At 67.6% G+C, this 21232-nt stretch carries 25 protein-coding genes; 13 read left to right on the top strand and 12 right to left on the bottom strand.

Going from position 1 to position 21232, the window contains the following annotated elements; translation table 11 throughout:
* The first annotated feature begins 26 nt into the window (after positions 1-26).
* From E8M01_RS01110 to E8M01_RS01090, 5 genes are all read left to right on the top strand, one after another.
* On the top strand, positions 27-551 hold the full coding sequence (locus E8M01_RS01110) for a hypothetical protein (protein ID WP_136958425.1): 525 nt from the start codon (positions 27-29) through the stop codon (positions 549-551).
* 59 nt (positions 552-610) lie between these two features.
* On the top strand, positions 611-1492 hold the full coding sequence (locus tag E8M01_RS01105; protein WP_136958424.1) for a DUF4097 family beta strand repeat-containing protein: 882 nt from the start codon (positions 611-613) through the stop codon (positions 1490-1492).
* Positions 1493-1605: 113 nt separating this feature from the next.
* Positions 1606-2556: an alpha/beta fold hydrolase gene (locus E8M01_RS01100; protein WP_136958423.1), complete on the top strand. Its 951-nt coding sequence runs from the start codon at positions 1606-1608 to the stop codon at positions 2554-2556.
* Positions 2557-2627: 71 nt separating this feature from the next.
* Positions 2628-3425: an ABC transporter ATP-binding protein gene (locus E8M01_RS01095; protein WP_136958422.1), complete on the top strand. Its 798-nt coding sequence runs from the start codon at positions 2628-2630 to the stop codon at positions 3423-3425.
* Between the two features lie 9 nt (positions 3426-3434).
* Positions 3435-4196 (top strand): ABC transporter permease, encoded by a 762-nt coding sequence (locus tag E8M01_RS01090; protein ID WP_136958421.1) that lies wholly within the window; start codon positions 3435-3437, stop codon positions 4194-4196.
* A gap of 23 nt (positions 4197-4219) precedes the next feature.
* Here the strand turns inward: E8M01_RS01090 and E8M01_RS35950 are convergent, their stop codons facing one another.
* A complete protein-coding gene (locus E8M01_RS35950) occupies positions 4220-4450 on the bottom strand; it encodes a hypothetical protein (RefSeq protein ID WP_136958420.1) in 231 nt (76 codons plus the stop codon).
* 69 nt (positions 4451-4519) lie between these two features.
* Here E8M01_RS35950 and E8M01_RS01080 point away from each other — a divergent pair, with 69 nt between their 5' ends.
* On the top strand, positions 4520-5128 hold the full coding sequence (locus E8M01_RS01080; RefSeq protein WP_136958419.1) for a glutathione S-transferase family protein: 609 nt from the start codon (positions 4520-4522) through the stop codon (positions 5126-5128).
* A gap of 41 nt (positions 5129-5169) precedes the next feature.
* On the opposite strand, the gene hpaH is transcribed toward E8M01_RS01080, so the two are convergent.
* From hpaH to E8M01_RS01065, 3 genes are all read right to left on the bottom strand, one after another.
* Positions 5170-5952: a 2-oxo-hept-4-ene-1,7-dioate hydratase gene (hpaH, locus tag E8M01_RS01075; RefSeq protein ID WP_136958418.1), complete on the bottom strand. Its 783-nt coding sequence runs from the start codon at positions 5950-5952 to the stop codon at positions 5170-5172.
* A 65-nt stretch (positions 5953-6017) separates the two neighbouring features.
* A complete protein-coding gene (locus tag E8M01_RS01070) occupies positions 6018-6398 on the bottom strand; it encodes a carboxymuconolactone decarboxylase family protein (RefSeq protein WP_170181716.1) in 381 nt (126 codons plus the stop codon).
* Between the two features lie 32 nt (positions 6399-6430).
* Complete coding sequence (locus E8M01_RS01065) at positions 6431-7402, bottom strand: Bug family tripartite tricarboxylate transporter substrate binding protein (RefSeq protein ID WP_136958416.1); 972 nt, start codon at positions 7400-7402, stop codon at positions 6431-6433.
* A gap of 167 nt (positions 7403-7569) precedes the next feature.
* Between E8M01_RS01065 and E8M01_RS01060 the strand changes: the two genes are divergently transcribed.
* Both E8M01_RS01060 and E8M01_RS01055 read left to right on the top strand, forming a co-directional pair.
* Positions 7570-8475: an amidohydrolase family protein gene (locus E8M01_RS01060; RefSeq protein ID WP_136958415.1), complete on the top strand. Its 906-nt coding sequence runs from the start codon at positions 7570-7572 to the stop codon at positions 8473-8475.
* Between the two features lie 4 nt (positions 8476-8479).
* Positions 8480-9169, top strand: coding sequence for a GntR family transcriptional regulator (locus tag E8M01_RS01055; RefSeq protein ID WP_246088553.1), 690 nt, complete (start codon positions 8480-8482; stop codon positions 9167-9169).
* 22 nt (positions 9170-9191) lie between these two features.
* On the opposite strand, the gene E8M01_RS01050 is transcribed toward E8M01_RS01055, so the two are convergent.
* The gene (locus tag E8M01_RS01050) at positions 9192-10172 is read right to left on the bottom strand and encodes a quinone oxidoreductase family protein (RefSeq protein ID WP_136958413.1); all 981 of its coding nucleotides are present in this window, start codon (positions 10170-10172) and stop codon (positions 9192-9194) included.
* A 153-nt stretch (positions 10173-10325) separates the two neighbouring features.
* Here E8M01_RS01050 and E8M01_RS01045 point away from each other — a divergent pair, with 153 nt between their 5' ends.
* Positions 10326-10637, top strand: coding sequence for an ArsR/SmtB family transcription factor (locus tag E8M01_RS01045; RefSeq protein WP_136958412.1), 312 nt, complete (start codon positions 10326-10328; stop codon positions 10635-10637).
* A 34-nt stretch (positions 10638-10671) separates the two neighbouring features.
* On the opposite strand, the gene E8M01_RS01040 is transcribed toward E8M01_RS01045, so the two are convergent.
* From E8M01_RS01040 to E8M01_RS01020, 5 genes are all read right to left on the bottom strand, one after another.
* A complete protein-coding gene (locus E8M01_RS01040; protein ID WP_136958411.1) occupies positions 10672-11835 on the bottom strand; it encodes an amidohydrolase in 1164 nt (387 codons plus the stop codon).
* A gap of 42 nt (positions 11836-11877) precedes the next feature.
* Positions 11878-12870, bottom strand: coding sequence for a Bug family tripartite tricarboxylate transporter substrate binding protein (locus E8M01_RS01035; RefSeq protein ID WP_136958410.1), 993 nt, complete (start codon positions 12868-12870; stop codon positions 11878-11880).
* A 29-nt stretch (positions 12871-12899) separates the two neighbouring features.
* Positions 12900-13673, bottom strand: a complete 774-nt coding sequence (locus E8M01_RS01030; RefSeq protein WP_211596688.1) for a LamB/YcsF family protein — start codon at positions 13671-13673, stop codon at positions 12900-12902.
* Positions 13674-13745: 72 nt separating this feature from the next.
* Positions 13746-14984: a Zn-dependent hydrolase gene (locus tag E8M01_RS01025; protein ID WP_136958409.1), complete on the bottom strand. Its 1239-nt coding sequence runs from the start codon at positions 14982-14984 to the stop codon at positions 13746-13748.
* Between the two features lie 31 nt (positions 14985-15015).
* A complete protein-coding gene (locus tag E8M01_RS01020; RefSeq protein WP_136958408.1) occupies positions 15016-16203 on the bottom strand; it encodes a diaminopropionate ammonia-lyase in 1188 nt (395 codons plus the stop codon).
* 106 nt (positions 16204-16309) lie between these two features.
* On the opposite strand from E8M01_RS01020, the gene E8M01_RS01015 reads away from it, so the two are divergent.
* The 3 genes from E8M01_RS01015 to E8M01_RS01005 all read left to right on the top strand — a co-directional run bounded on the left by E8M01_RS01015 (position 16310) and on the right by E8M01_RS01005 (position 17658).
* Complete coding sequence (locus tag E8M01_RS01015) at positions 16310-16798, top strand: Lrp/AsnC family transcriptional regulator (RefSeq protein ID WP_211596687.1); 489 nt, start codon at positions 16310-16312, stop codon at positions 16796-16798.
* 117 nt (positions 16799-16915) lie between these two features.
* Entirely contained in the window at positions 16916-17215 is a 300-nt protein-coding gene (locus tag E8M01_RS01010) for a hypothetical protein (protein WP_136958406.1), read from the top strand.
* A complete protein-coding gene (locus E8M01_RS01005; RefSeq protein ID WP_136958405.1) occupies positions 17212-17658 on the top strand; it encodes a PIN domain-containing protein in 447 nt (148 codons plus the stop codon). Before E8M01_RS01010 ends, E8M01_RS01005 begins: the two co-directional genes overlap by 4 nt.
* A gap of 113 nt (positions 17659-17771) precedes the next feature.
* On the opposite strand, the gene E8M01_RS01000 is transcribed toward E8M01_RS01005, so the two are convergent.
* Positions 17772-19274: a flavin-containing monooxygenase gene (locus tag E8M01_RS01000; protein WP_136958404.1), complete on the bottom strand. Its 1503-nt coding sequence runs from the start codon at positions 19272-19274 to the stop codon at positions 17772-17774.
* Between the two features lie 201 nt (positions 19275-19475).
* On the opposite strand from E8M01_RS01000, the gene E8M01_RS00995 reads away from it, so the two are divergent.
* The gene (locus E8M01_RS00995; RefSeq protein WP_136958403.1) at positions 19476-19955 is read left to right on the top strand and encodes a methyltransferase family protein; all 480 of its coding nucleotides are present in this window, start codon (positions 19476-19478) and stop codon (positions 19953-19955) included.
* A gap of 9 nt (positions 19956-19964) precedes the next feature.
* Here the strand turns inward: E8M01_RS00995 and E8M01_RS00990 are convergent, their stop codons facing one another.
* A complete protein-coding gene (locus E8M01_RS00990) occupies positions 19965-21005 on the bottom strand; it encodes a DmpA family aminopeptidase (protein ID WP_136958402.1) in 1041 nt (346 codons plus the stop codon).
* Positions 21006-21232: the final 227 nt, after the last annotated feature.

Genomic DNA, 21232 nt, shown 5'->3' with positions numbered 1-21232 from the left:
CGTCTATCTGACGTCAATATGGCGTCATGAACCTGACGCCATACATAGACGATCTCCGCCATCAACTGGCCGTCGCCGCGGAGGCTGGCGGTGAAGAGGCCAGGGCGCTGGCCGAGCGCCTGACCGCGCCACTCGAAGCAGCGGCGCGGCTGGTCCTGCTGGAAGCGCTGTCGGCGGCGGCGAGCGAGATCACCCGCGAGCTCGCGCCGGGTTCGGTCGATTTGCGGCTGCGTGGGCGTGAGCCGGCGTTCGTCGTGACGCCGGCGCCGGCCGGCCATCTTTCCGATGAGGTCGCCGAGGGCAGGTCCGAGAGCGCCCCGCCGTCTGGCCCGCCAGCGACGGCAGAGGCCGACGATGGCGGGACGTCGCGGATAACGCTGCGTCTGTCCGAACAGCTCAAGCTTCGGGTCGAGGAGGCCGCCGTTCGAGAGGGGTTGTCGGCCAATGCCTGGCTGGTGCGCGCCGTCGCCACGGCCATCGAGACCAAGGCTCGCGGTCCCGCGCAGCACGGCGCACGCGGCGGCGAGCGCTACACCGGCTGGGTCCGCTAGCGCGCACGCTGCTTTCAATCGCCTGGAACACCGACACCTTCAGCGGAGGCTGCATCGTCATGCCGATTTTTCCGACACCCGACCCGATCACCGTCACCATTGATCTGTTCGTCGCCGACGTCAGGATCACCGCCAGCGAGCGCGCCGACACCAGTGTCGAGGTGCGGCCGAGAGACCAGGGCAGAAGCGCCGACGTCAAGGCGGTGGAGCGGATCCAGCTGGAACATTCCGACGGCCGGCTGCTGATCAAAGGGCCGAGACGATATTTCCACCTCGGTATCGGCAGGCGTGAGGCGGTCGATGTGACGATCGAGCTGCCGGCCGGCTCTCACCTCTTTGGCGAGGTCGGCTTGGGCGGGTTCCGGGCCGAGGGCCGGCTCGGAGAATGCCGTATCAAGACCGGCAGCGGCGACATCAACCTCGAGCGGACCGGCGCGCTGAGCCTCGACACCGGCATTGGCAACATCGTCGCCGGCCATGCAGCCGGCGACGCCCATATCGCCACCGGGACCGGAGCCGTATCGATCGGCGGGATCGACGGCAAGGCAGCGATCAAGAACTCCAACGGTGCGACCAAGATCGGCGAGATTACCGGCTATCTGCAGCTGAGCGCCGCCAACGGCGATATTTCGGTCGGTCGGGCACATGCCGCGGTGGTGGCCAAGACCGCCAACGGCAACGTTCGGGTCGACGAGATCATGCGCGGCTCGGTCGTGCTTGAGACCGCTTGCGGAGAAGTGGAGGTCGGCATCCGGGAGGGGACCGCCGTCTGGCTCGACGTCAGCTCGAAGCGCGGCACCGTTCGCAACTCCCTGGAGGCCCATGACGGCCCGGCGCAATCCGACGAGACGGCCGAGGTCCGTGCGCGCACGGCTTACGGCGACATCGTGATCCGCCGATCGGCCAAACTGATCTCCCAGGCCGGGGGGCCGACGCCATGATCGGCTGGCTCGGCTCTCACCCGTCGGCCCGGGCGGAGGGGGCCGCGCGGGTCACGGCGAACCTCGCAACGACAGCGATGCCGGCGCCGATCGACGGTTTCAGGACCACCGCCATGTTGAGACGCACCTTCATCATCAATGCCGCCGCCGCTGGCCTGTCGCTCGGCGCGCCGCGCCTCGGCCGCGCCGAGACGGCGCCGCGCCTGGCGCTCGCGCCGGAGACCACGCCCACGACCGGCCCGGCTCCGGCGACCGGATATGTCTCGGTCAACGGCCTGAAGCTTTATTACGAAAGCCACGGCAGCGGCGAGCCGCTGGTGCTGCTGCATGGCGGGCTCGGCACCATCGGCATGCTGTTCGGGCAGCTTCTGCCGGTGCTCGCCCGGACCCGGCAGGTCATCGCCGTCGAACTGCAGGCCCATGGCCATACCGCCGATATCGACCGGCCGTTGAGCTATGAGGCCATGGCCGACGATATCGCCGCGCTGATTAGGCAGCTCGGGCTCGATACCGCCGACCTTTTCGGCTTTTCGCTTGGCGGCGGCGTGGCCCTGCAGGCCGCCATTCGGCACCCGGAGGTGGTGCGCAAGCTGGTGGTGGCCTCGACGCCCTACCGGCGCGACGGCTGGTTTCCCGAGGTGCTGGCCGGCATGGCCGCGCTGACGTGGGACAAGGCCGCGGCGATGACCGGCAGCCTGATGCACCAGTTCTATGTCGAGGTCGCACCAAAACCCGAGGACTGGCCGGTGCTGGTCGCCAAGACCGGCCAGTTGCTGGCCAGGGACTATGACTGGTCGGCGGCGGTCGCAGCCATCACGGCGCCGGTGCTGATCCTGGTTGGCGATTGCGATCTCGTCCGCACCGAGCACGCGGTCGAGATGTTCCGGCTGCTCGGCGGCGGCGCCGGCGGCGGGCTCGGTGGCGGATCCGCCGCGGGACTTGGCGGCCTGTCCCATAGCCGGCTCGCCGTGCTGCCGGACACCACCCATTTCAGCATGCTGACCTGCGGCGACCTGGTCGCGGCGATCACCCAACCGTTCCTCGACGCACCGATGGCGCTCTGACGCCGGGTGTCAGCGCTCGGCCGAGCGCTCGCGGGCAATCAACCGTAACGACACAGAGAACGGATGTTCAGATGACAGCCAATCAGGTCCAGGGGCCCGCGATCCACGTGCAGGGCCTGGAGAAGTCGTACAAGACGCTGAAGGTTCTGCGCGGCGTGGACTTCGAGGTGGCGCGAGGCAGCATTTTTGCCCTGCTCGGCGCGAACGGGGCGGGCAAGACCACGGTCGTGAAAATCCTGTCCACGCTGCTCAAGGCCGACGCGGGGACCGCAAGCGTCAACGGCTTCGATGTCGGCACGCAGGCTGCGGACGTGCGGCAGTCCATCAGCCTCACCGGGCAGTTCGCGGCCGTCGACGAAATCCTCAGCGGGCGGGAGAACCTCGTGCTGGTCGCCCAGTTGCGGCACCTTGAGGACCCGGGCACGATCGCGGATGACCTGCTCGATCGTTTCTCGCTGACCGACGCGGCCGCGCGCAAGGTGTCAACCTATTCGGGTGGCATGCGCCGCCGCCTCGACATCGCGATGAGCCTCATCGGGACTCCGCAGGTCATCTTCCTCGACGAGCCGACAACCGGGCTCGACCCCCAGGCGCGCATCGAGGTGTGGCAGATCGTCAAGGAACTCGCCGAGCACGGCACGACGGTGCTGCTCACGACGCAATATCTGGACGAGGCCGAGCAACTCGCCGACCGGATCGCGATTCTGCACGAGGGGCGGATCATCGTGAACGGCAGCCTGACTGAGCTCAAACAGCTGCTGCCGCCCGCCAAGGTCGAATATGTCGAGAAGCAGCCGACGCTCGAGGACGTCTTCCTCGCCATTGTCGGCGACGCCGGCCATGACCACGGCGTCGGCACGGACAGGTAAGGACCAACGATGACCAAGCATTTCTTCAGCGACACCGCCGTCCTGCTGGGACGATCCCTGCGCCACATCACGCGCAGCCTGGACACCATCATCACGACCGCGATCATGCCGATCGCCATGCTGCTGCTGTTCGTCTACGTGTTCGGCGGTGCGATCAACACAGGGTCGGAGTCCTATGTGAACTACCTGCTGCCCGGCATTCTGCTCATCACGGTTGCTTCGGGCATCGCCTACACCGCATTCCGGCTCTTCCTGGATATGAAGAGCGGCATCTTCGAGCGCTTCCAGTCCATGCCGATCGCACGATCGTCCGTTCTGTGGGCGCACGTGCTGACCTCGCTGGTCGCCAATCTGATCTCGCTCGTGGTCGTCCTGCTCGTCGCCCTCCTCATCGGCTTCCGCTCGGGGGCGGGCGTGCTGGCGTGGCTCGCGGTCGCCGGCATCCTGATCCTGTTCATCCTGGCGTTGACCTGGATCGCCGTCATCGCCGGTCTCTCCGCAAAGTCCGCTGATGGCGCAGGTGCGTTCTCCTACCCGCTCATCTTCCTGCCGTTCATCAGCTCGGCATTCGTGCCCACCGACACCATGCCCGGCCCGCTGCGCACCTTCGCCGAGCATCAGCCGGTGACGGCCATCGTCAACGCGATCCGCCACCTGTTCGCCCAGCAGCCGGTCGGCACCGACATCTGGATCGCGCTGGCCTGGTGTGTCGGCATCCTCATCGTCGCGTACAGCTTCGCCATGGTCACTTACCGCCGCAGGGTCGCCTAGACCATTCGACACCTCAGCGGCACCTATCCATCCCGGGTGATGTCGCTGGCGCATTCCTCTGGCGTGAAATCGGCGAGCAACTGGCCGATCCGGCCCCAGAGGGCATCGAAGGCGCGTCCGGCTGCCATCCGCAGCAGGGTCTTCAGCTTGGCCAAGGCGAGCGCGGCCGGATTCAGGCCGGGGGAGTAGGGCGGCAGGAAGATCAGCCGGGCGCTCTGCTGACAGCGTGGTGGCAGCAGGACTGCTGACAGCATGGTGGCAGCAGCGGTTCGCTAGGCAAGGGGCACGCACAGCCCTGCGGATCACCGAACCTGGAGAAAACCATGCTGACCCTGCACCACGCCCCGCAATCGCGCTCCTCGGTCGTCGTCTGGCTGCTCGAGGAGCTCGGCGTGGACTACAAAATCAACTACTGCACGATCCGCCGGCAAGACGGCTCGGGCGGGTGGGACGCGAGCAATCCCCATCCCGATGGCAAGGTGCCGGCCCTGGTGCACGACGGCGCGCTGGTCACCGAAATGGCGGCTGTCGTGCTGTACCTGACCGACCTCCTGCCAGGAGCGGAACTCGGGCCGCAGGCGGGCGAGGCCGATCGGGGAGCCTATCTGACCTGGCTGGCGTGGTACGCGGGAGAATTGCAGCCCGCCTTGATGGCCAGGTTTCAAGCGGCAGCGGAAACCGGCGAACAGGCCGAGGCGGCCTTCGCGGCAGCGATCGCCCGGGTCGTCGGGGCGCTCGATCGGGGGCCATATCTGATGGGCGAGCGCTTCACCGCTGCAGACGTTCTGATCGGCAGCACATTGGGCTGGGCCCGGCAATTTGCGCCTCCCAGCGCGGCGCTGGACGCCTGGCTTGCGCGGATCGCCGACCGCCCGGCGGCCAAGCGGGCCGCCGAGAAAGACGGGGCGATCGAAGTGGTACAGGGCGTCTAGGGCGGGCTGCCAGGATCAGACCTGGCAGCCGTCCCCGCGGCTCAGACGAACTGCACGGCGACGCCGCCGAGCGGGCCGAAATCGGCATGCAGGGTGTCGCCCTTGGCGGCCCAGACCGGCCGGGTGAACGAGCCTGACAGCATGAGGTGGCCGGGTTCCAGCACGGTGCCGAAGCGGCCGACCTTGTTGGCGAGCCAGGCGATCGCCATGGCGGGATGGCCGAGCACGCCGGCGGCAATGCCGGTCTCCTCGATTTCCGAATTGCGGTAGAACACCGCGCCGACCCAGCGCAGGTCGACCGCATCCGGGCGGACCGGCCGGCCGCCAAGAACGATCCCGGCGGCGGCGCCGTTATCGGCCACCGTGTCGGTGATCTGGCGCGGGTTCTGCACCCGCGCATCGATGATCTCGATCGACGGGATGACCCATTCGGTGGCGCGCAAGACGTCGACGAGGCCAATGCCCGGGCCTTTCAGCGGCTCCTTCAGGACGAAGGTCAGCTCCGGCTCGACCCTCGGCACGCAATAGTCGTCGAAGCGCACCTTGGCGCCGTCGTTCAGCAGCATGGTGTCGAGCAGGTGGCCATAGTCCGGCTCGTCGATGCCGGAGGATTGCTGCATGGCCTTCGAGGTCAGGCCGATCTTGTGGCCGATCAGCTTCGCGCCGCCGGCGATCTTGCGCTCAGTGACCAGACTCGAAATGGCGTAGGAATCCTCAATCGCGATCTCTGGCCAGGTCTTCGACAATTGCAGCGCGGGGGTGCGCGTCCGTTCGGCCTCGATGAGGATATCGGCGGCCCTGTGACGGTCGGCATCGGACAGCATGATCTGATTTTCCTTAAGCGATCAGAAGAGGTTGTGGCGGGCAGTTGAATCCGTTTGGCAGCCGGTCACGGCGTCTCGGGGAACAGCCCGTCGAGGATCTCGCCGGCGAGATTGAAGGCGGCGACCCCGCGGAACAGCGCGGCGATGCCGGCGGCGGCATGCAATTCCTCGAGGCTCGCGCCGGCCTTGATCGCGGCGCGGCCATGGTTGGCCGCGGCTTCCGAGGTCTGGGTCAAGAGGATCGCAAAGGACATCAGCTGCACGGTCTTCTGGTCGAGCGCGTCGGGCGTCAGCGCCGCGATGCGCCAGTCCTCCAGCGCCGCCACCAGCGGCGGATCGACCCTCAGGCCGAGCTTCAGCCGCTTGGCGATCTTGGGCGGGGTGAAGCCGAGCATGTCGGTGTAGCGGCCTTCGAGCTCGCCGAGAGTAGGGGCTTTGCGGGTCATGTCGTCTCCCGTTTCGGTTGAGGCGAGGGGCTTCAGTCGACCTTGACGGCGGCCGAGCGGACGATGCCGGCCCATTTGGTGGTCTCGGTCCTGAGGTATTCGCCAAAGGCCGCGCCGAACAGCGCGCCCGGCTCGGCGCCGAGTTCGGCGAATTTCGCCACGGTTTCCGGCTCGCGCAGGATCGTGGTGACGGTATCGACCAGTACCTTCATCACCTCGGGCGGCGTCTTGGCCGGCGCCGACAGGCCGAACCAGGCGGAAGCATCGAAACCGGCGACACCGGCCTCGATCATGGTCGGCAGTTCCGGGTAGAGCGGCGAGCGGGCGGCGCCGGCCACCGCCAGCGCACGAATCTTGCCGCCGGCAACCTGCGGCCTGACCGCCGGCAAGTTGTCGAACAGGATCGGAATATGCCCGGCAATGAGGTCGCTCATCGCCGGCGCGGCGCCACGATAGGGCACGTGGGCAATGTTGATGCCGGCCAGCGTCTTCAAGAGTTCGCCGGCGAGATGGTTGGTCGTGCCATTGCCCGACGAGCCGAACAAAAGCTTGCCCGGCTGGGCCTTGGCGAGTGCGATCAGCTCGGCGACCGTGGTCGCGCCAACCTGCGGATTGACCGCCAGGACGATCGGCACATTGGCGACCAGCGCCACCGGCGCCAGGTCGTCGAGCGGCTTGAACGCCAGATTGGCATAAAGCGCGGGGTTGATGACCAGCGGACCGGGCGCAGTGACCAGCAAGGTATAGCCGTCGGGATCGGCGCGGACGACCGCCTCGGTGCCGATATTGCCACCGGCGCCCGGGCGGTTCTCGATGACCACGGGCTGTTTCCAGATCTCCGACAGGCGTTGCCCGATGAGGCGGGCGATGACGTCGTTCGAGCCGCCGGCCGGGAAGGGAACGATGATCCTGACCGCCCGGTCCGGGAAGGCGGCGGCGGCCGGTCCGGCGGCCAGACCCATCATCGCGAAAGCCGTCAGGCCTAAGAGAACCCGGCGCAGCATGTTGTCTCCTTTAATCATCGATTATTTTGAAATCATCGATTTTTCTGTTACACGTTCGGACGCTCGCGTCAAATCGGCGGCAGCACATCTGGCCGGCATGGCGAGGCGAGCCGCGCTGGACCGGCCGGGCCGCGACGCGCGACAACAAGGTGACGAGCAAACGAGACATGACCGCAGAGACAGGCGCGCAACGTCCAAACGACGGCTATGCCGGGCCCGACCGGGCGACCCGGCGGCCGGTCTTCGCCATGCCGCCCGGCACCTGCGATTGCCATGTCCATGTTTTCGGCCCGCAAGCCGAGTTTCCGTTCAGCCCCGAGCGCAGCTACACGCCGGAGGACTGCACCTTCGAGGATCTCGAACGGCTGCATCGGACGCTCGGCATCGACCGCGCGGTCATCGTGCATGGCGGGGCGCATGGCACCGACAACCGGGTGACCCTGGCAGCGCTTGCCCGCAGGCCGGATCGCTTGCGCGGTGTCGCGGTGATCCCCTCCGGCCTGCCGCGCGGCGAACTCGAAGACATGCACCGTCTGGGCATGCGCGGCGCCCGCATGTCGACGGTGGTCAGCGGCGGCGCTTCGTTCGATCACCTCGAACGGCTTTCCGACGAGACCTTCGATCTCGGCTGGCATCTGGTGCTGCATTTCCACCGCGCCGAGGAACTGCGCGACGTCGCGCCCCGGCTGATGAAGGTGCGAAGCCGCTTCATGCTCGACCACATGGCGCGCATCAGCGCCGCCGAGGGCATTGCGTCGCCGGCCTTCACCGCGCTGATGCGCCTCCTCGACACCGGCCGCGGCTGGGTCAAGCTCGCCAGCCTCTACCGGCTCTCCGCCGAACCCTATCCGCATCGCGACATGCTGCCGATGATCGAACGGGTGGTCGCCCACCGGCCGGACCGGCTGGTGTGGGGCAGCAACTGGCCGCATCCGATCTGCCCGGTGCCGATGCCCAATGACGGCGACCTCGTCGATCTCGTGCCGCTCTGGCTGCCGGATCAGGCGACACGGCAGCGCGTCCTGGTGGATAATCCCGCCGAACTCTATGGATTCGGGACCAGCCCGCGATGAGGCCATGATCGATAGCCGCCTGCTCGACGCCAGCGAAACCGGCGCGACGACCTTGTCGTCGAGCCTGGTGGCGCGGCTGCGCGCCGCGATCATGCGCGGCGACCTGATGCCGGGAACCAAGCTGGTGCTCGACCGCATGCGCGCGGCCTATGGTGTCAGCCTCAGCCCGTTGCGCGAGGCGCTGTGCCGGCTGGAGAGCGAGGGCCTGGTGGCGATCGAGGACCAGCGCGGCTACCGCGTCGCGCCGGTGTCGCTGGACAATCTCGCCGAGGTGATCCGCCTGCGCGTCGAGTTCGAATGCCTGGCGGCGAAAGAAGCCATCCTGCACGGCGACACCGCCTGGGAAGGCCGGATTCTTTCGACCCTGCACCAGCTCAATCGCTGCAAGCGCGGTGTGCGCTCAGCCGAGGAGCAGGAGCAATGGGAGGTCGCCCACCGGGCCTTCCATGCCGAACTGATCGCCGCCGCGCGCATGCCGCTGCTCGGCCAGTTCTGCCAGACACTGCATGACCAGAGCGACCGCTATCGGCGGATCTTCCTGAAGAGCCACGAACCGGACCGTAACGTGCCGGCCGAGCACGAGGCGATCGCGGAAGCGATGATCGCGCGCCGCGCCGGCGACGCGACCCGGCTGCTGCGCGACCATATCGAGCGCACCGGCCGCAACATTCAGAAGGCGTTGCGGGCGGGATAGGGGGCGGCTCGCAGCTCGGGCCTCAGGGCGTGATCAGGATCGCGCCCGTCGTGGCCCGGCTTTCGGCCGCCTGATGGGCTTTCGCGATGTCGTCGAGCCCGAAGCGTGCGCCGATATCGATCTTGACCTTGCCGGCGACGATCGCGGCGAACAGGTCGGCGGCATTGGCGCGGAAGGTCGCGGGGTCGGCATTGTGCGGGAAGACCGAGGGGCGGGTCAGGAACAGGCAGCCCTTCTTGTTGAGCAGATCGGGGCTGATCGCCGGCGCCGGGCCGGAGGCGGCGCCATAGGAGACCACCAGGCCGAAGGGCGCCGTGCAATCGAGCGATTTCAACAGCGTGTCCTTGCCGACCGCGTCATAGACGACACGCGCCTTGCGCCCGCCGGTCGCCGCCAGCAAGGCCTCGACCCAGTCGTCGCGGGAATAGTCGATGGCGATGTCGCAGCCGGCTTGCCGGGCGACCGCACATTTGGCGGCCGAGCCGGCGGTTCCGACCACGGTGGCGCCGAGCGCCTTGGCCCAGCGGGTGAGGATCTGGCCGACGCCGCCCGCCGCCGAATGCACCAGGATGAGTTCGCCAGCCTGGACCGGGTGGGTCCTGCGGATGAGATATTGCGCCGTCATGCCCTTGAACAGCAGGGTTGCCGCGGCCTCGTCGCTGATCTCCGATGGCAGCACCACCAGCTTGTCGGCCGGCACGTTGCGCCTGTCGGCATAGGCTCCGACGCCGGCATTCATATAGGCGACCCGGTCGCCGACCTTGACCGAGGCGACGCCCGGCCCGATCGCCTCGACGGTGCCGGCGGCCTCGAAGCCGAGACCGGTCGGCAACGGCAGCGGATAGACGCCGCTGCGCTGATAGACGTCGATATAGTTGAAGCCGATTGCCGTCTGGCGGAGCTGCGCCTCGCCAGGGCCCGGGACCGCGAGGTCCGATGTCGCGACTTGCATCACCTCGGCCGCGCCGAATTCCGTGAGCTGGACGGCTCTCGCCTTGGTCATGGTCGCGTCCTTCGTGTCATCCGAGCCTCGCCACCGCCGGCGATCGAGGCCATGGCCATCGTGGGGAAATCAGGTTAGGTATGTCACCAGTCGTACCTGCATATGAGCCTGGATCGAGGTACGATGCAAGTCGTACCTTTGGCGGAAACCGACATGCCTGACCCGGAAGGGCACCCCTCAGCCGAGGAAATGCAGCTCGGCACGATCTTCTCGGCGCTGGCCGATCCGCTCAGGCGGGGGATCGTGCGGCTGCTGGCGGCCGAGCCGCCGGGCAGCGAACGCGCCTGCGGTTCCTTCGGCCTGCCGGTCACCAAGGCGACGCGCACCCACCATTTCCGCGTCTTGCGCGAGGCGGGCCTGATCTTTCAGACCGACCTCGGCAACCGCAAGACCACCCGGCTCAGGCGCGCGGAGCTCGACGCGCGGTTTCCGGGCCTGATCGACCTCCTGGTCGCCAACGGCTGACGGCGCCGGAGCCCCAAATGACGCCTTGAGACGATCAGGTCGGCGCCAACCGCTGCCGCGCGATCGCCGCGTGAAAGCGGGCGCCGTGGAGCAGGCCGGCGTCGTTGAAATCGTAACCCGGATTGTGCAGCGGCGCGGACCGTTCGCCATTGCCGACCAAGACGAAGCAGCCGGGCACGTGGTCGAGGAAGCGGGCGAAATCCTCCGAGCCGGTCATCGGCTCGCCGGCGGTGCTGACATGGCCGGCTTCGAACACCGTCCGGGCGGCCGCGAAGGCCGCCTCCGCCAGGGCCGCGTCGTTCAACAGCGGCACGAATTCGCGGGTATAGGTCACCGCGGCCGCGACGTTGTAGCCAAGCGCCGTTCCGGCGGCGATGACACGCATCTGCTTTTCGATCTCGGCGCTGATTTCGGGGTGGAAACTGCGCGCATCGCCCAGGATGCGCGCCAGCCCCGGCAAGGCGTTGCGGGTGCCGTCGGTGATCAGCTCGGTGACCGAGACGACGCCGATATCGGTCGGGCTCAGGCGGCGCGAGACGATGGTCTGCAGGCTGGTGACCAGCGCGCAGGCGGCGACCAGCACCTCGTTGCCATGATGCGGCCGGGCGGCGTGGCCGCCGACGCCGGTCAGGACGATCTCGAAATTGTCCTCGGCCGACATGATCGGCCCGGCGCGGGTCTGGAAATGCCCGACCGGCAGCCCGGGCATATTGTGCAGGCCATAGATCTCGTCGAAGGGAAAACGCTCCATCAGCCCGTCGGCCAGCATGGCGAGCGCGCCCTTGCCCCATTCCTCGGCGGGCTGGAAGACGAAATGCACGGTGCCGTCGAAGCCGCCATCGGCGGCCAGCATCCAGGCGGCGCCGAGCAGCATGGCGGTGTGACCGTCATGGCCGCAGGCGTGCATCGTGCCGGCCACCTGCGAGCGATAGGCCAGGCCTCCCTGTTCGGCGATGCGCAGGGCGTCCATGTCGGCGCGCAGCGCGATTGCCCGGTTGCCCGTCCCGCGTTTCAGCGTGCCGACCACGCCGGTGCCGCCGACGCCCTCGGTCACCGCGTCGAGGCCGAAGTCCCGGAGCTTGGCGGCGACAAAGGCCGCGGTGCGTTTTTCCTCGAAGCCAAACTCCGGATGGGCGTGCAGGTCGCGCCGCCAGGCCGTCATGTCGCGTTCGAGCAGGCCGAGGTCCAAGGTCGCCATAGGTCAGTCACTCCCTTCGGTTCGCCGCCGGCCGCCGATGCGTCAGCGGGTCAGTCGATCGCCGAGCTCGGTCTGGTAGGCGCGATAACGCTCGACCTCGCCCTTGAGATAGTCGCCGGTCTCCGCGGGCGTTGCCGGCGGATAGGTCTCGATGCCGGCGCTCAGCAGCCGCTGACGGACGCCCGGATCGGAGATCGCGTCGTTGATCGCCGCATTGAGGCGGGCGACGACGTCGGGCGGCATGCCGCGCGGCCCGATCATGATGACCCAGGAGGTCATCGTGCTGTTCGGAAAGCCGAGACGCTCGAGCAGCGGCACATTGGCGACCGCCGGGGTGGCGCTGGGCGCTGCCAGCGCCACCGCGCGCACCGCGCCGCCTTCGATCAGCGCGACCGCCGAGGCGAGCACCGCCACGCCGAAGTCGACCTCGCCCTTGTAGAGCGCCTCCATCATCGGGGCGCCGCCACGATAGGGAATGTGCAGCGCGGCGAGATCCCCGGCGCGCTTGAGATAGAGTTCGGCGCCGAACTGGGAGATGCCGGCATTGCCCGACGACGCGTAATTGGCGGTGCCGGCATGGCTGCGCAAATGGGCATTGAGCGCGGCGATGGTGGTGAACGGCCGGTTCGCCGGCACCACCAGCACGAGCGGCGACTGGCCGACCAGGGCGATCGGCACGAAATCGGTCAGCGAATCGTAGCGAGCGTTCTGCGGGAAGGCGATGGGGTTGATGGCGAAGGCGCCGGGATCGGAGAGCATGATGGCATAACCGTCGGGGGTTGCCCGCGCCGTCGCGGCGGCGGCGACCGAACCGCCGGCGCCCGGACGGTTTTCCACGATGACCGGTGTGCGCAGCGACTGGCTCATGCGTTCCGCCAGGATCCGCGCCGCGACATCGCTCGTGCCGCCGGCCGAAAAGCCGACCATGATGCTGATCGGCCGGTTGGGATATTGCGCCAAGGCCATGCCGGTTGCCGCGAGCAGGATCGCCGCGGACCAGACGAAAGCGGAAAGCACGGTTTTTGTCGCTGCCATGGGTCGGGTCCTCGGTCGCGGGGAAGGGGTCAGTTCAGCATTTCCGGGATGGTCACGATGCGGCAGCCGGCCGCCTCCAGGCCTTGTCGGACGTGGCGCGCCAGCGCCACGGCGGTCGGCTCGTCGCCGTGAACACAGATCGTCTCGGCCGCGACCGCGACACGGCTGCCCTGGCGCGACACGACATGGCCGTCCCTGACCATTGCCAGGCATTGGGCGAGCGCCACCGCCGGGTCCTCGTAGACCGAGCCCGGAATGGATCGCGGCGTCAGGTTGCCGTCCTGTTCATATTGCCGGTCGGCGAAACCTTCGCGGGCGAGTTTCAGGCCGAGCTTGCGCGCCGCCTTCTCCATCTCCGAGCCGGTGAGCGCGACATAGATCAGCTCGGCATCGACGACCTGGATGGCCCGGCCGATCGCCAGGGCATAGTCCTCGCGCACCGCCGCCATGTTGTTGAGCGCGCCGTGCGGCTTCAGATGGGTCACGGCCAGGCCGGCATAACGCGCCATCGCCTTCAACGCGCCGATCTGGTAGGCGACCATCAATTCGAGGTCCTTGGGATCCATGTCGATCTTCCGGCGGCCGAAACCCCAGAGATCGTTGAAGCCTGAATGGACGCCGATGCTGACCGCTTCGGTCTTCGCCAGGGTGACGAGCCGATGCATGGAATTGGCATCGCCGGCGTGAAAGCCGCAAGCGACATTGGCCGACCTGATGATCGTCATGAGCTCCGCGTCATTGCCGATATCATAGGCGCCGAAGCCCTCGGCGATATCGGCATTCAGGTTGATCTTCATGGTCATGGAGCCGAATTTCCCCCTCGGTGGATCGTTCTCTGGTCAAGTCTGCGGCGTCCCGGTCCGGGCAAGCAAGGCTCATTCCGCGGCCGCCAGCCGGGCGACCACATCGAGCAGGACAGTGGCGCCGGCGATCAGGTCGGCGTCATTGGTCCGTTCGCGCGGGCTGTGGCTGATGCCGCCGATGCTCGGTACGAAGATCATCGCCGACGGCGCGACGCGGGCGATCATCTGGGCGTCGTGGCCGGCGCCGGAGGTCATGCGCCTCGCCGCGAGGCCGTGCGTCCTGGCGGCGTCTTCGATCAGTTCGACAATGGTCCGGTCGAAGGCGACGGGCGCGAAGCGCGCCAGCCGCTCGACCGTGATGGTCACCTGCTCGGCCGCGGCCAGCTCGTCGAGATAGCCTGAGAGCGCCGCCTCCGCCGCCGTGAGGCGCTGTTCGTCGGGATCGCGCAGGTCGACGGTGAAACCGGCGCGCGACGGGATGACGTTGATGGCATCAGGCTCGAAGCGCATGCAGCCGACGGTCGCGACCGTCGGGCTGTTCGAGCCCCGGGCCTCATCGCGCAGGAAGGTGATGACGCGCGCCGCGGCATGACCGGCATCGCGGCGCATCGACATGGGCGTCGTGCCGGCATGATTGGCCTCGCCGTCGATGGTGACACGCTGCCAGGAGATCCCTTGCAGGTTTTCCACCGCGCCGATCCTCAAACCCTCGCGCTCGAGCACCGGGCCCTGCTCGATATGCAGCTCGACATAGGCATGGGGTTTGAGAAAGCCGGGCTCTTGCGCGCCGGCATAACCGATGCGGGCGAGTTCGGCGCCGAGCTGCGTTCCATCGGTGCCGGATATCGCCAAGGCCGCCTCGGTCGACAGCCCGCCGGCATGGACCAGCGAGCCCAGCATGTCAGGGGCGTAACGCACGCCTTCCTCATTGGTGAAGGCGGCGACCGCGATCGGCCGGGCCGGGATAAAACCGGCGGCCTGCAGCGCCTCGATCACGGCGAGACCGGAGAGCACGCCGTAGCAGCCGTCAAAAATGCCGGCATCGATGACGGTGTCGATATGCGAGCCGATCAGGATGGGCTTCTTGTCGGCGTTGTCGGTGCTGGCCCAGATGCCGAAGATATTGCCGACGCGGTCGATTGCGACCGCAAGTCCGGCCTGCCTGAGCCAGGCGACGAACCGGTCGCGGCCGGCCTTGTCGGCGTCGGAGCCGGCGAGCCGGGTGAGCCTGCCGTCACCGTCGCGACCGATCTCGCCGAGCTCCCGGATCCGGCCGATCAGGCGTTCCGCGTCGATCGACAGCGCTGTCATGGCCGGGCTCCCCTTGTCTCAGGTTCTTGTCTCAGGTTCTTGCCGCCGGTGACCGCGCCGGAACCAGCTGAGCATAACGCTCGGGATCGGTCGCGCCTTCGGTGATGATGACGAAGACGCGGGACTTGGCATCGAGGCCGAGCGTCGTCCTGATCGCGGGATCCGCGGCGGCGCGGATCAGGCCGGCAAGGCCGACGCCGCCGCTTTCGCCCGCCACGACGACAGGGTCGTTGCCGGCCGGCCGGGCGAGGCGGTTCATCACCGCCACCGCATCGTCCTCGTCGACCGTCATGAACCCATCCGCGGCGCGCGCCAGCACCCGCCAGGCGACCAGCGAGGGCTCGTAACATTCGAGCATGGCCATCACCGTTGGCTCGCCATGGGCGATCTTGACGGGATGGCCGGCCTTGGCGGTCTCGAACAGACAGGCGGCGCGCGCCGGCTCGACCACCACGACCGTCGGCCTGGCGTCGCCGAGCACGATGGCGAGATGGCCGGCCACCGCAGCGGCGATGCCACCGACGCCGGCCTGGACGAAGACATGGGTCGGCGGTTGGTCAAGCCCGCGCAGCGCCTCGCGCATGATCGCCGTATAGCCCTGCATCACCAGGCCTGGAATGCGCTCATAGCCCGGCCAGGACGTGTCGGAGACGGTGGTCCAGCCTTTCTCCGCTGCGACCCGCGCGGCTTCGGCAACCGACTCGTCATAGGTGCCCTCGACCCGGATCATCTCGGCGCCGAAGCGGGCGATCGCCGCGACCCGGGCATCGCTGACGCCGGCATGGACGAAGATCGCGGCTTTCGCACCGACGAGCGCGGCGCCCTGCGCCACCGAGCGGCCGTGATTGCCGTCGGTCGCGCAGGCAAATGTCATGGCTTGGGCGATGGCCCTGATCTCCGGCCCCTGCAGCTCGGCGACATCGACCGGCCGCCCGAGCCGGCGGCTCGCCTCTTCGAGCACCAGGCGAATGACCGCATAGGACCCGCCCAGCGCCTTGAAGCTGCCGAGGCCGAGGCGAAAGCCCTCGTCCTTGAGGTGGATGGCGCCAAGGCCGAGCTCGGTCGCGAGCGCGTCGAGCGCGCGCAACGGCGTCTCGGCATGGTTGTCGCGAAACCCGAGGAAGCGTTCGACCTCGGTGGCCGCGGCGACGCCCAGCGTTTCCGCGTCCACCGGGGCGAGGGGCTTCTGGTGGTCGGGGTGCCGGTTGAGATAAAACATCGCCGTCCTCGCGCCTCGGAAACGCTGAAAACATATTGCGCGGCAGACGAAATGAGCGCTGCAATTGGGGCCGCCAAATGCAAGTTTGTTTCGTCCGGAGCGATCCTTGGCCCAGACACAGTCCGCTTCGGTCGCACTCGACCGGTTCGACCTCGCCATTCTCGCCATCCTGCAGCGCGACAACACCACGCCGCAGCGGGTGATCGGCGCGGCGGTCAATCTGTCGGCGCCGGCGGTCCAGCGCCGGATCAAACGCATGGAGGAGGCCGGTGTCATCAGGGCCAATGTCGCGCTGGTCGATCCGGCCCAGGTCGGTCAGCCGATCACCATTTTCGTCGAGGTCGAGGTGATCAGTGAAACCGCCGCGCTGATCGACGCGGCCAAGCGGGAGTTCACCGCCGCGCCGGAAGTGCAGCAGTGCTATTACGTCACCGGCGAGGCCGACTTCATCCTGATCATCGTGGTGCCGACCATGGGCGACTACGAGGCCCTGACGCGCCGGCTGTTCTTCGGCAATAACAACGTCAAGCGGTTCCGCACCTTCGTCGCCATGGACCGGGTGAAGGTCGGGCTGGCCGTGCCGCTGGTGGGATGAGGGGCGGGGGGAACCCATTCCCTCGGCGCGACCGGGCCAGGTCGAGCGGGATATCGGCGCTCGCCTTGCGGAACAAGCCTTCTCTGGCTATATTACTGGAAATAGTGAGAACACGGGATGAACAGCTCCCAGAAGCGTGCAATCCAGAACTATCGCGCTCGACTCGGCGCGCGGGGCCTCGCGCGCTTCGAAGTGCTCGGGCTCGACGGCGACCGTGACCTTATCCGATCGCTGGCGCGTCGCCTCGCTGAAGACGGTCCGGATGCCATGGAGATCCGCGCGACCGTGACCCGGACCCTGTCCGGCAAGCCGCCTAAGACCGGCGGTATTCTCGCTGCGCTCCGGCGCTCTCCCTTGGTCGGCGGTGATCTTGATCTTAGCCGTCCCCATGTCGAAGGGCGCAAGGTCGATCTGTGACGCGGTATCTTCTCGACACCAACGTCATCAGCAATGTCATCAAGCCGGAGCCATCCGAGGCCCTGCTTGCATGGTTGGGCGCGCAGAAGGATGACGACCTCTTCATCGCTTCACTGACCGTAGCCGAGATCCAGCGCGGCATCCTGGAGAAGCCACCGGGCCGCAAGCGCCGGGCACTGGAGGCATGGTTCGCCGGACCGGAAGGCCCGCAAGCCCTCTTTGCCGGCCGCGTCCTGCCATTCGACGAACGCGCGGGTCTGATCTGGGCGCGCCTGATGGCCGATGGCAAGACGGCCGGCCGGCCGCGCAGCAGCCTCGACATGATCATCGCGTCCATTGCCGCCGCCAATGACTGCGTCGTCGTGACGGACAATACCAGGGATTTCGCGGAGATCGATTTCATCAATCCGCTGCGGAATGACGCCGATGCGCCCGCGGTCTAGCCAAGGCTATCCGCAGGCGATCGAACGGAAAGCACTGATCGGCTTCCGGCGGCCAAAGCGACCCGGCCTGAGGTCATGGCTCGGCGGAACCATCGGATCGGGCAACCGCCGCCTCATTTGAACACGAAGGCCGGATCGGCGAAGTCGATGGCGGGGAACTGGTCCTTTTCGGCCCAATAGTCCTGGCTGTGCTGCCAGTCGGGCTTGTCGCCGCGTTTCGGCAGGAGATGCATGCCGCGCATCAGATAGCCCGGATTGAAGTCTTCCGGGTCGGTCCAGGGCAGGATCGGCATGTCCTGGTCTTCGGCGCGCAAGGCCGGCTGGACCTCGCTGACGCCGGTCGCCTGCATGTGGTTGAGCAGCCGGCAGACGAAGTCGGCGACCAGGTCCACCCGCAAGGTCCAGCTGGCGCGGAAATATCCGAAGATCCAGGCGAGATTGGGCACGCCGGTGAACATCATGCCGCGATAGGTGACCGTATCGGTGAAGTCGAGGGCCTGGCCGCCAATCGAGAAATCGATGGCGCCGGGGCCGCTCAGGTGGAAACCCGTGGCGGTGACGATGATGTCGGCGGTGAGCGTCTTGCCGGATTTCAGGAGGATGCCGGCTTCGGTGAAACGCTCGATTTCGTCGGTCACGACCGAGGTCTGGCCGGAGCGAATGGTGGCGAACAGATCGCCGTTCGGGACAAAGGCGATGCGCTGGCGCCAGGGCCGGTAGCGTGGCGTGAAATGCGGGTCGACCGCCGCCTCCGGCCCGAGATGTGCCCGGACATCGGCCAGCATGTCCGCCTTCACCGCTTCGGGTTCGGCGAGGCAGCGGCGGGTGAAGGCGGCCTGCTCGTAGAGGATCTTCTTGCGGACGATCTCGTGGATCCACTCTTCCTTGATGTCCAATTGCCGGAGCTCGTCGGCGATCGGGATGGCGTTGCGGCCGGTGCGGTAAAAGGTCGGCGAGCGCTGCAGGATGGTGACATGGGCGCAATCGCCTGCAATGGCCGGCACCAGCGTCGCAGCCGTTGCGCCCGAGCCGATCACCAGCACCTGCTTGCCGGTATAATCCAGGTCGTCGGGCCAGGTCTGGGGATGAACGATCTGGCCCTTGAACGCGGCCATGCCGTCCCAGTCAGGCGTATAGCCCTCGGCGTGGCGATAATAACCCTGGCACATCCAGAGGAAATTCGCGGCAAAAAGCAGCCTTTCGCCGGTATCGGTCCTGACCGCCACGATGGTCCAGCGCTTGTCGTCGGGCGACCAGTCGGCCGAAACGATGGCGTGGCGATAGCGGATATGCGCCGCGAGCCCGTTCTCAGCGATGACCTCGCCCATGTAACGGCGGATCTCGGCGGCGGTGGCGATCGGCGGGCCGGTCCAGGGCTTGAACCGGTAGCCGAGCGTATAGAGATCGCTGTCGGAACGGATGCCCGGAAAGCGGTGGGTGAGCCAGGTCCCGCCGAAGCTCTCCTGCGATTCCAGGACGACGAAGCGTCGATCGGGGCATTGCCGGGTCAGGTGATAGGCGGCGCCGACCCCTGACAGCCCGGCGCCGACGACAACGACGTCGAAGGTTTCGAGCGGTGGCGTTGCCTCATTGTCCGGCACGTTGATCATGCTCATGGCTGCGATCTTCTCTCTCGTGCGTACACCGGCATTATTGCAGAGGCGGCACGGGTTGGAAGATCAAATGCGCTCGGCGAGGGGATCGGCGAAAGCGTTGGCCGGCCGGCGCTGTGCCCGACCGTTCCGGGCAAGCGTGTGCCACCTTGTGCGACGTCAGTGGGTCATCAATCTGTGGCATGATCAAACGCGGAGGACGCCATGGCCGATCGCGATCACGACAATCCCGGGCTGCCGGTGCTGCCACCGGTCCTGCCGGCCGCGGCCCTGGCCCTGGCCATCGTCCTGGACTGGCTGCCGCCGCATATCCTAGCGCCGCCGGTCGGCTTCAACCTGCAGGTGATCGCCGGCGCGGTCATTCTGGCCGCCGCCTTGTGGTTCGGCATCAGTGCCGTCAGGCTGTTCGGCAAGGCCGGAACCAATGTCATTCCGACCCAGCCGACACTGACCATCGTCACCGGCGGGCCCTACCGGTTCTCGCGCAACCCGATGTATCTCGGCATGGTGCTGGCTCTCTTGGGGCTCAGCCTGATCTTCTCGCTCGAATGGGGCGTGATCCTCACCCCGGTGTTGTGGCTGGCGCTCGACCGGCTGATCGTGGTGCGCGAGGAGGCCTATCTCCGGCGCAAGTTCGGCGCGACCTATGAGGCGCTGCTCGACCGGACGCGCCGCTGGCTTTGAGGGCCGGGGTCAGGATGGCGCGCGGAGCACGTCGGCCAGGGACGGCCGCCAATGGCCGTCGCGGCCCGATGTCGCCGGTGCCGCCAGCAGCGCGTTGATGACGGCCTCCTGGGTCGCTTCGGCCGCAGCGCGAAACGGCAGGTCGATGCGGTTCTCGTTCAGCGCCACCAGCGCGACCAGGTCGGCGCGATCGTGATGGCCGATGCGCCCGGCGGTGGTGAAGGCGACGGCGATATCGCCGCTGCCATTGCCCCAGAAGGCGCCGAGCCGGGCGAGCCCGGCACCGCAACGCCGGGCGATGCGCGCGAGTTGGCGCGATTCCAGGGGAATGTCGGTGGCCAGCACCAGGATGACCGAGCCGCGCTCGGGCTCACCCGGCGCCGGGCCCGCCGGCGGCAGCGGGCGGCGGCCGTCGGGCAGGACGAGGTCGCCGGCATTGCCGAAATTGGCCAGCGCCAGCACGCCGACCGTATAGCCGCGGCCGTCGAGGCTGACGAGGCGCGAGGCGGTGCCGATGCCGCCCTTGAAACCGAAGGCGCTCATGCCGGTGCCGGCGCCGACCGCGCCTTCCTCGACCGGGCCGGTCCTGGCCGCGTCGAGGGCCTGGAACGCATCGGCCTCGGTCAGCGCCCGCGCCCGGATGTCGGACAGCCAGCCGTCATTGCATTCGAGCACGACCGGGTTCACCGTTCCGGTGTCGCGGCCGATATCGCCATTGGCGGCGAGCGCGCGGGTGACCAGCGCATTGAAGCCGGTGCCGACCGACAGCGTGTTGCCGAGCAGGATCGGCGTTTCGATCTGACCGAGTTCGGCGACCTGGACCAGGCCGGCGCTCTTGCCGAAGCCGTTGATGATGTCGAGACCGGCACGCACCTTGTCGCGGAACAGGTCGCCTGGATGCGGCAGGATCGCGGTGAAACCGGTCAGGAGATCGCCGTCACGCAAGGTGTGATGGCCGACCTTGACGCCCTCGACATCGGTGATGGCGTTGAGGGGACCCGGCGGCAGCGCGCCGCAGATGAGACCGAGAGAACGGGCGCGCGCGATCATGGCAACAGCTTCTTCCGGATGACTGCGAGCCGGGCGTGCGTGGCCGGCCGGAGGCGCTTATCGCCGATATCGCGCCGCGCCGCCATCGTCGCGACGCCGGGCCGCCGACGGCTTGCATGGCGGCAATCGCAGTTCGGCCCGAAGGCAAACGACAAGGCGGCGGGCAAGGGCTAAAGTCCGGGTGCTTGTCCAAGTCTCTCTCTCTCTTGCACCCCGCTTTTGATGGG

The organism is Phreatobacter stygius, from assembly GCF_005144885.1.
Classification (GTDB): Bacteria; Pseudomonadota; Alphaproteobacteria; order Rhizobiales; family Phreatobacteraceae; genus Phreatobacter; species Phreatobacter stygius.
Note: the sequence above shows the minus strand (reverse complement) of the source record. Positions and strands in the feature narration are given on the sequence as shown.

Coding starts and splice junctions, on each gene's coding strand:
- E8M01_RS01010 (WP_136958406.1), top strand. CDS start 16,916: ATGAACAGCTCCCAGAAGCGTGCAATCCAGAACTATCGCGCTCGACTC.
- E8M01_RS01080 (WP_136958419.1), top strand. CDS start 4,520: ATGCTGACCCTGCACCACGCCCCGCAATCGCGCTCCTCGGTCGTCGTC.
- E8M01_RS01095 (WP_136958422.1), top strand. CDS start 2,628: ATGACAGCCAATCAGGTCCAGGGGCCCGCGATCCACGTGCAGGGCCTG.
- E8M01_RS00990 (WP_136958402.1), bottom strand. CDS start 21,005: ATGATCGCGCGCGCCCGTTCTCTCGGTCTCATCTGCGGCGCGCTGCCG.
- E8M01_RS01070 (WP_170181716.1), bottom strand. CDS start 6,398: ATGACCCGCAAAGCCCCTACTCTCGGCGAGCTCGAAGGCCGCTACACC.
- E8M01_RS01050 (WP_136958413.1), bottom strand. CDS start 10,172: ATGACCAAGGCGAGAGCCGTCCAGCTCACGGAATTCGGCGCGGCCGAG.
- E8M01_RS01105 (WP_136958424.1), top strand. CDS start 611: ATGCCGATTTTTCCGACACCCGACCCGATCACCGTCACCATTGATCTG.
- E8M01_RS01060 (WP_136958415.1), top strand. CDS start 7,570: ATGACCGCAGAGACAGGCGCGCAACGTCCAAACGACGGCTATGCCGGG.
- E8M01_RS00995 (WP_136958403.1), top strand. CDS start 19,476: ATGGCCGATCGCGATCACGACAATCCCGGGCTGCCGGTGCTGCCACCG.
- E8M01_RS35950 (WP_136958420.1), bottom strand. CDS start 4,450: ATGCTGTCAGCAGTCCTGCTGCCACCACGCTGTCAGCAGAGCGCCCGG.
- E8M01_RS01030 (WP_211596688.1), bottom strand. CDS start 13,673: ATGACCATGAAGATCAACCTGAATGCCGATATCGCCGAGGGCTTCGGC.
- E8M01_RS01110 (WP_136958425.1), top strand. CDS start 27: ATGAACCTGACGCCATACATAGACGATCTCCGCCATCAACTGGCCGTC.
- hpaH (WP_136958418.1), bottom strand. CDS start 5,952: ATGCTGTCCGATGCCGACCGTCACAGGGCCGCCGATATCCTCATCGAG.
- E8M01_RS01100 (WP_136958423.1), top strand. CDS start 1,606: ATGTTGAGACGCACCTTCATCATCAATGCCGCCGCCGCTGGCCTGTCG.
- E8M01_RS01090 (WP_136958421.1), top strand. CDS start 3,435: ATGACCAAGCATTTCTTCAGCGACACCGCCGTCCTGCTGGGACGATCC.
- E8M01_RS01020 (WP_136958408.1), bottom strand. CDS start 16,203: ATGTTTTATCTCAACCGGCACCCCGACCACCAGAAGCCCCTCGCCCCG.
- E8M01_RS01065 (WP_136958416.1), bottom strand. CDS start 7,402: ATGCTGCGCCGGGTTCTCTTAGGCCTGACGGCTTTCGCGATGATGGGT.
- E8M01_RS01045 (WP_136958412.1), top strand. CDS start 10,326: ATGCCTGACCCGGAAGGGCACCCCTCAGCCGAGGAAATGCAGCTCGGC.
- E8M01_RS01000 (WP_136958404.1), bottom strand. CDS start 19,274: ATGAGCATGATCAACGTGCCGGACAATGAGGCAACGCCACCGCTCGAA.
- E8M01_RS01035 (WP_136958410.1), bottom strand. CDS start 12,870: ATGGCAGCGACAAAAACCGTGCTTTCCGCTTTCGTCTGGTCCGCGGCG.
- E8M01_RS01040 (WP_136958411.1), bottom strand. CDS start 11,835: ATGGCGACCTTGGACCTCGGCCTGCTCGAACGCGACATGACGGCCTGG.
- E8M01_RS01025 (WP_136958409.1), bottom strand. CDS start 14,984: ATGACAGCGCTGTCGATCGACGCGGAACGCCTGATCGGCCGGATCCGG.
- E8M01_RS01055 (WP_246088553.1), top strand. CDS start 8,480: ATGATCGATAGCCGCCTGCTCGACGCCAGCGAAACCGGCGCGACGACC.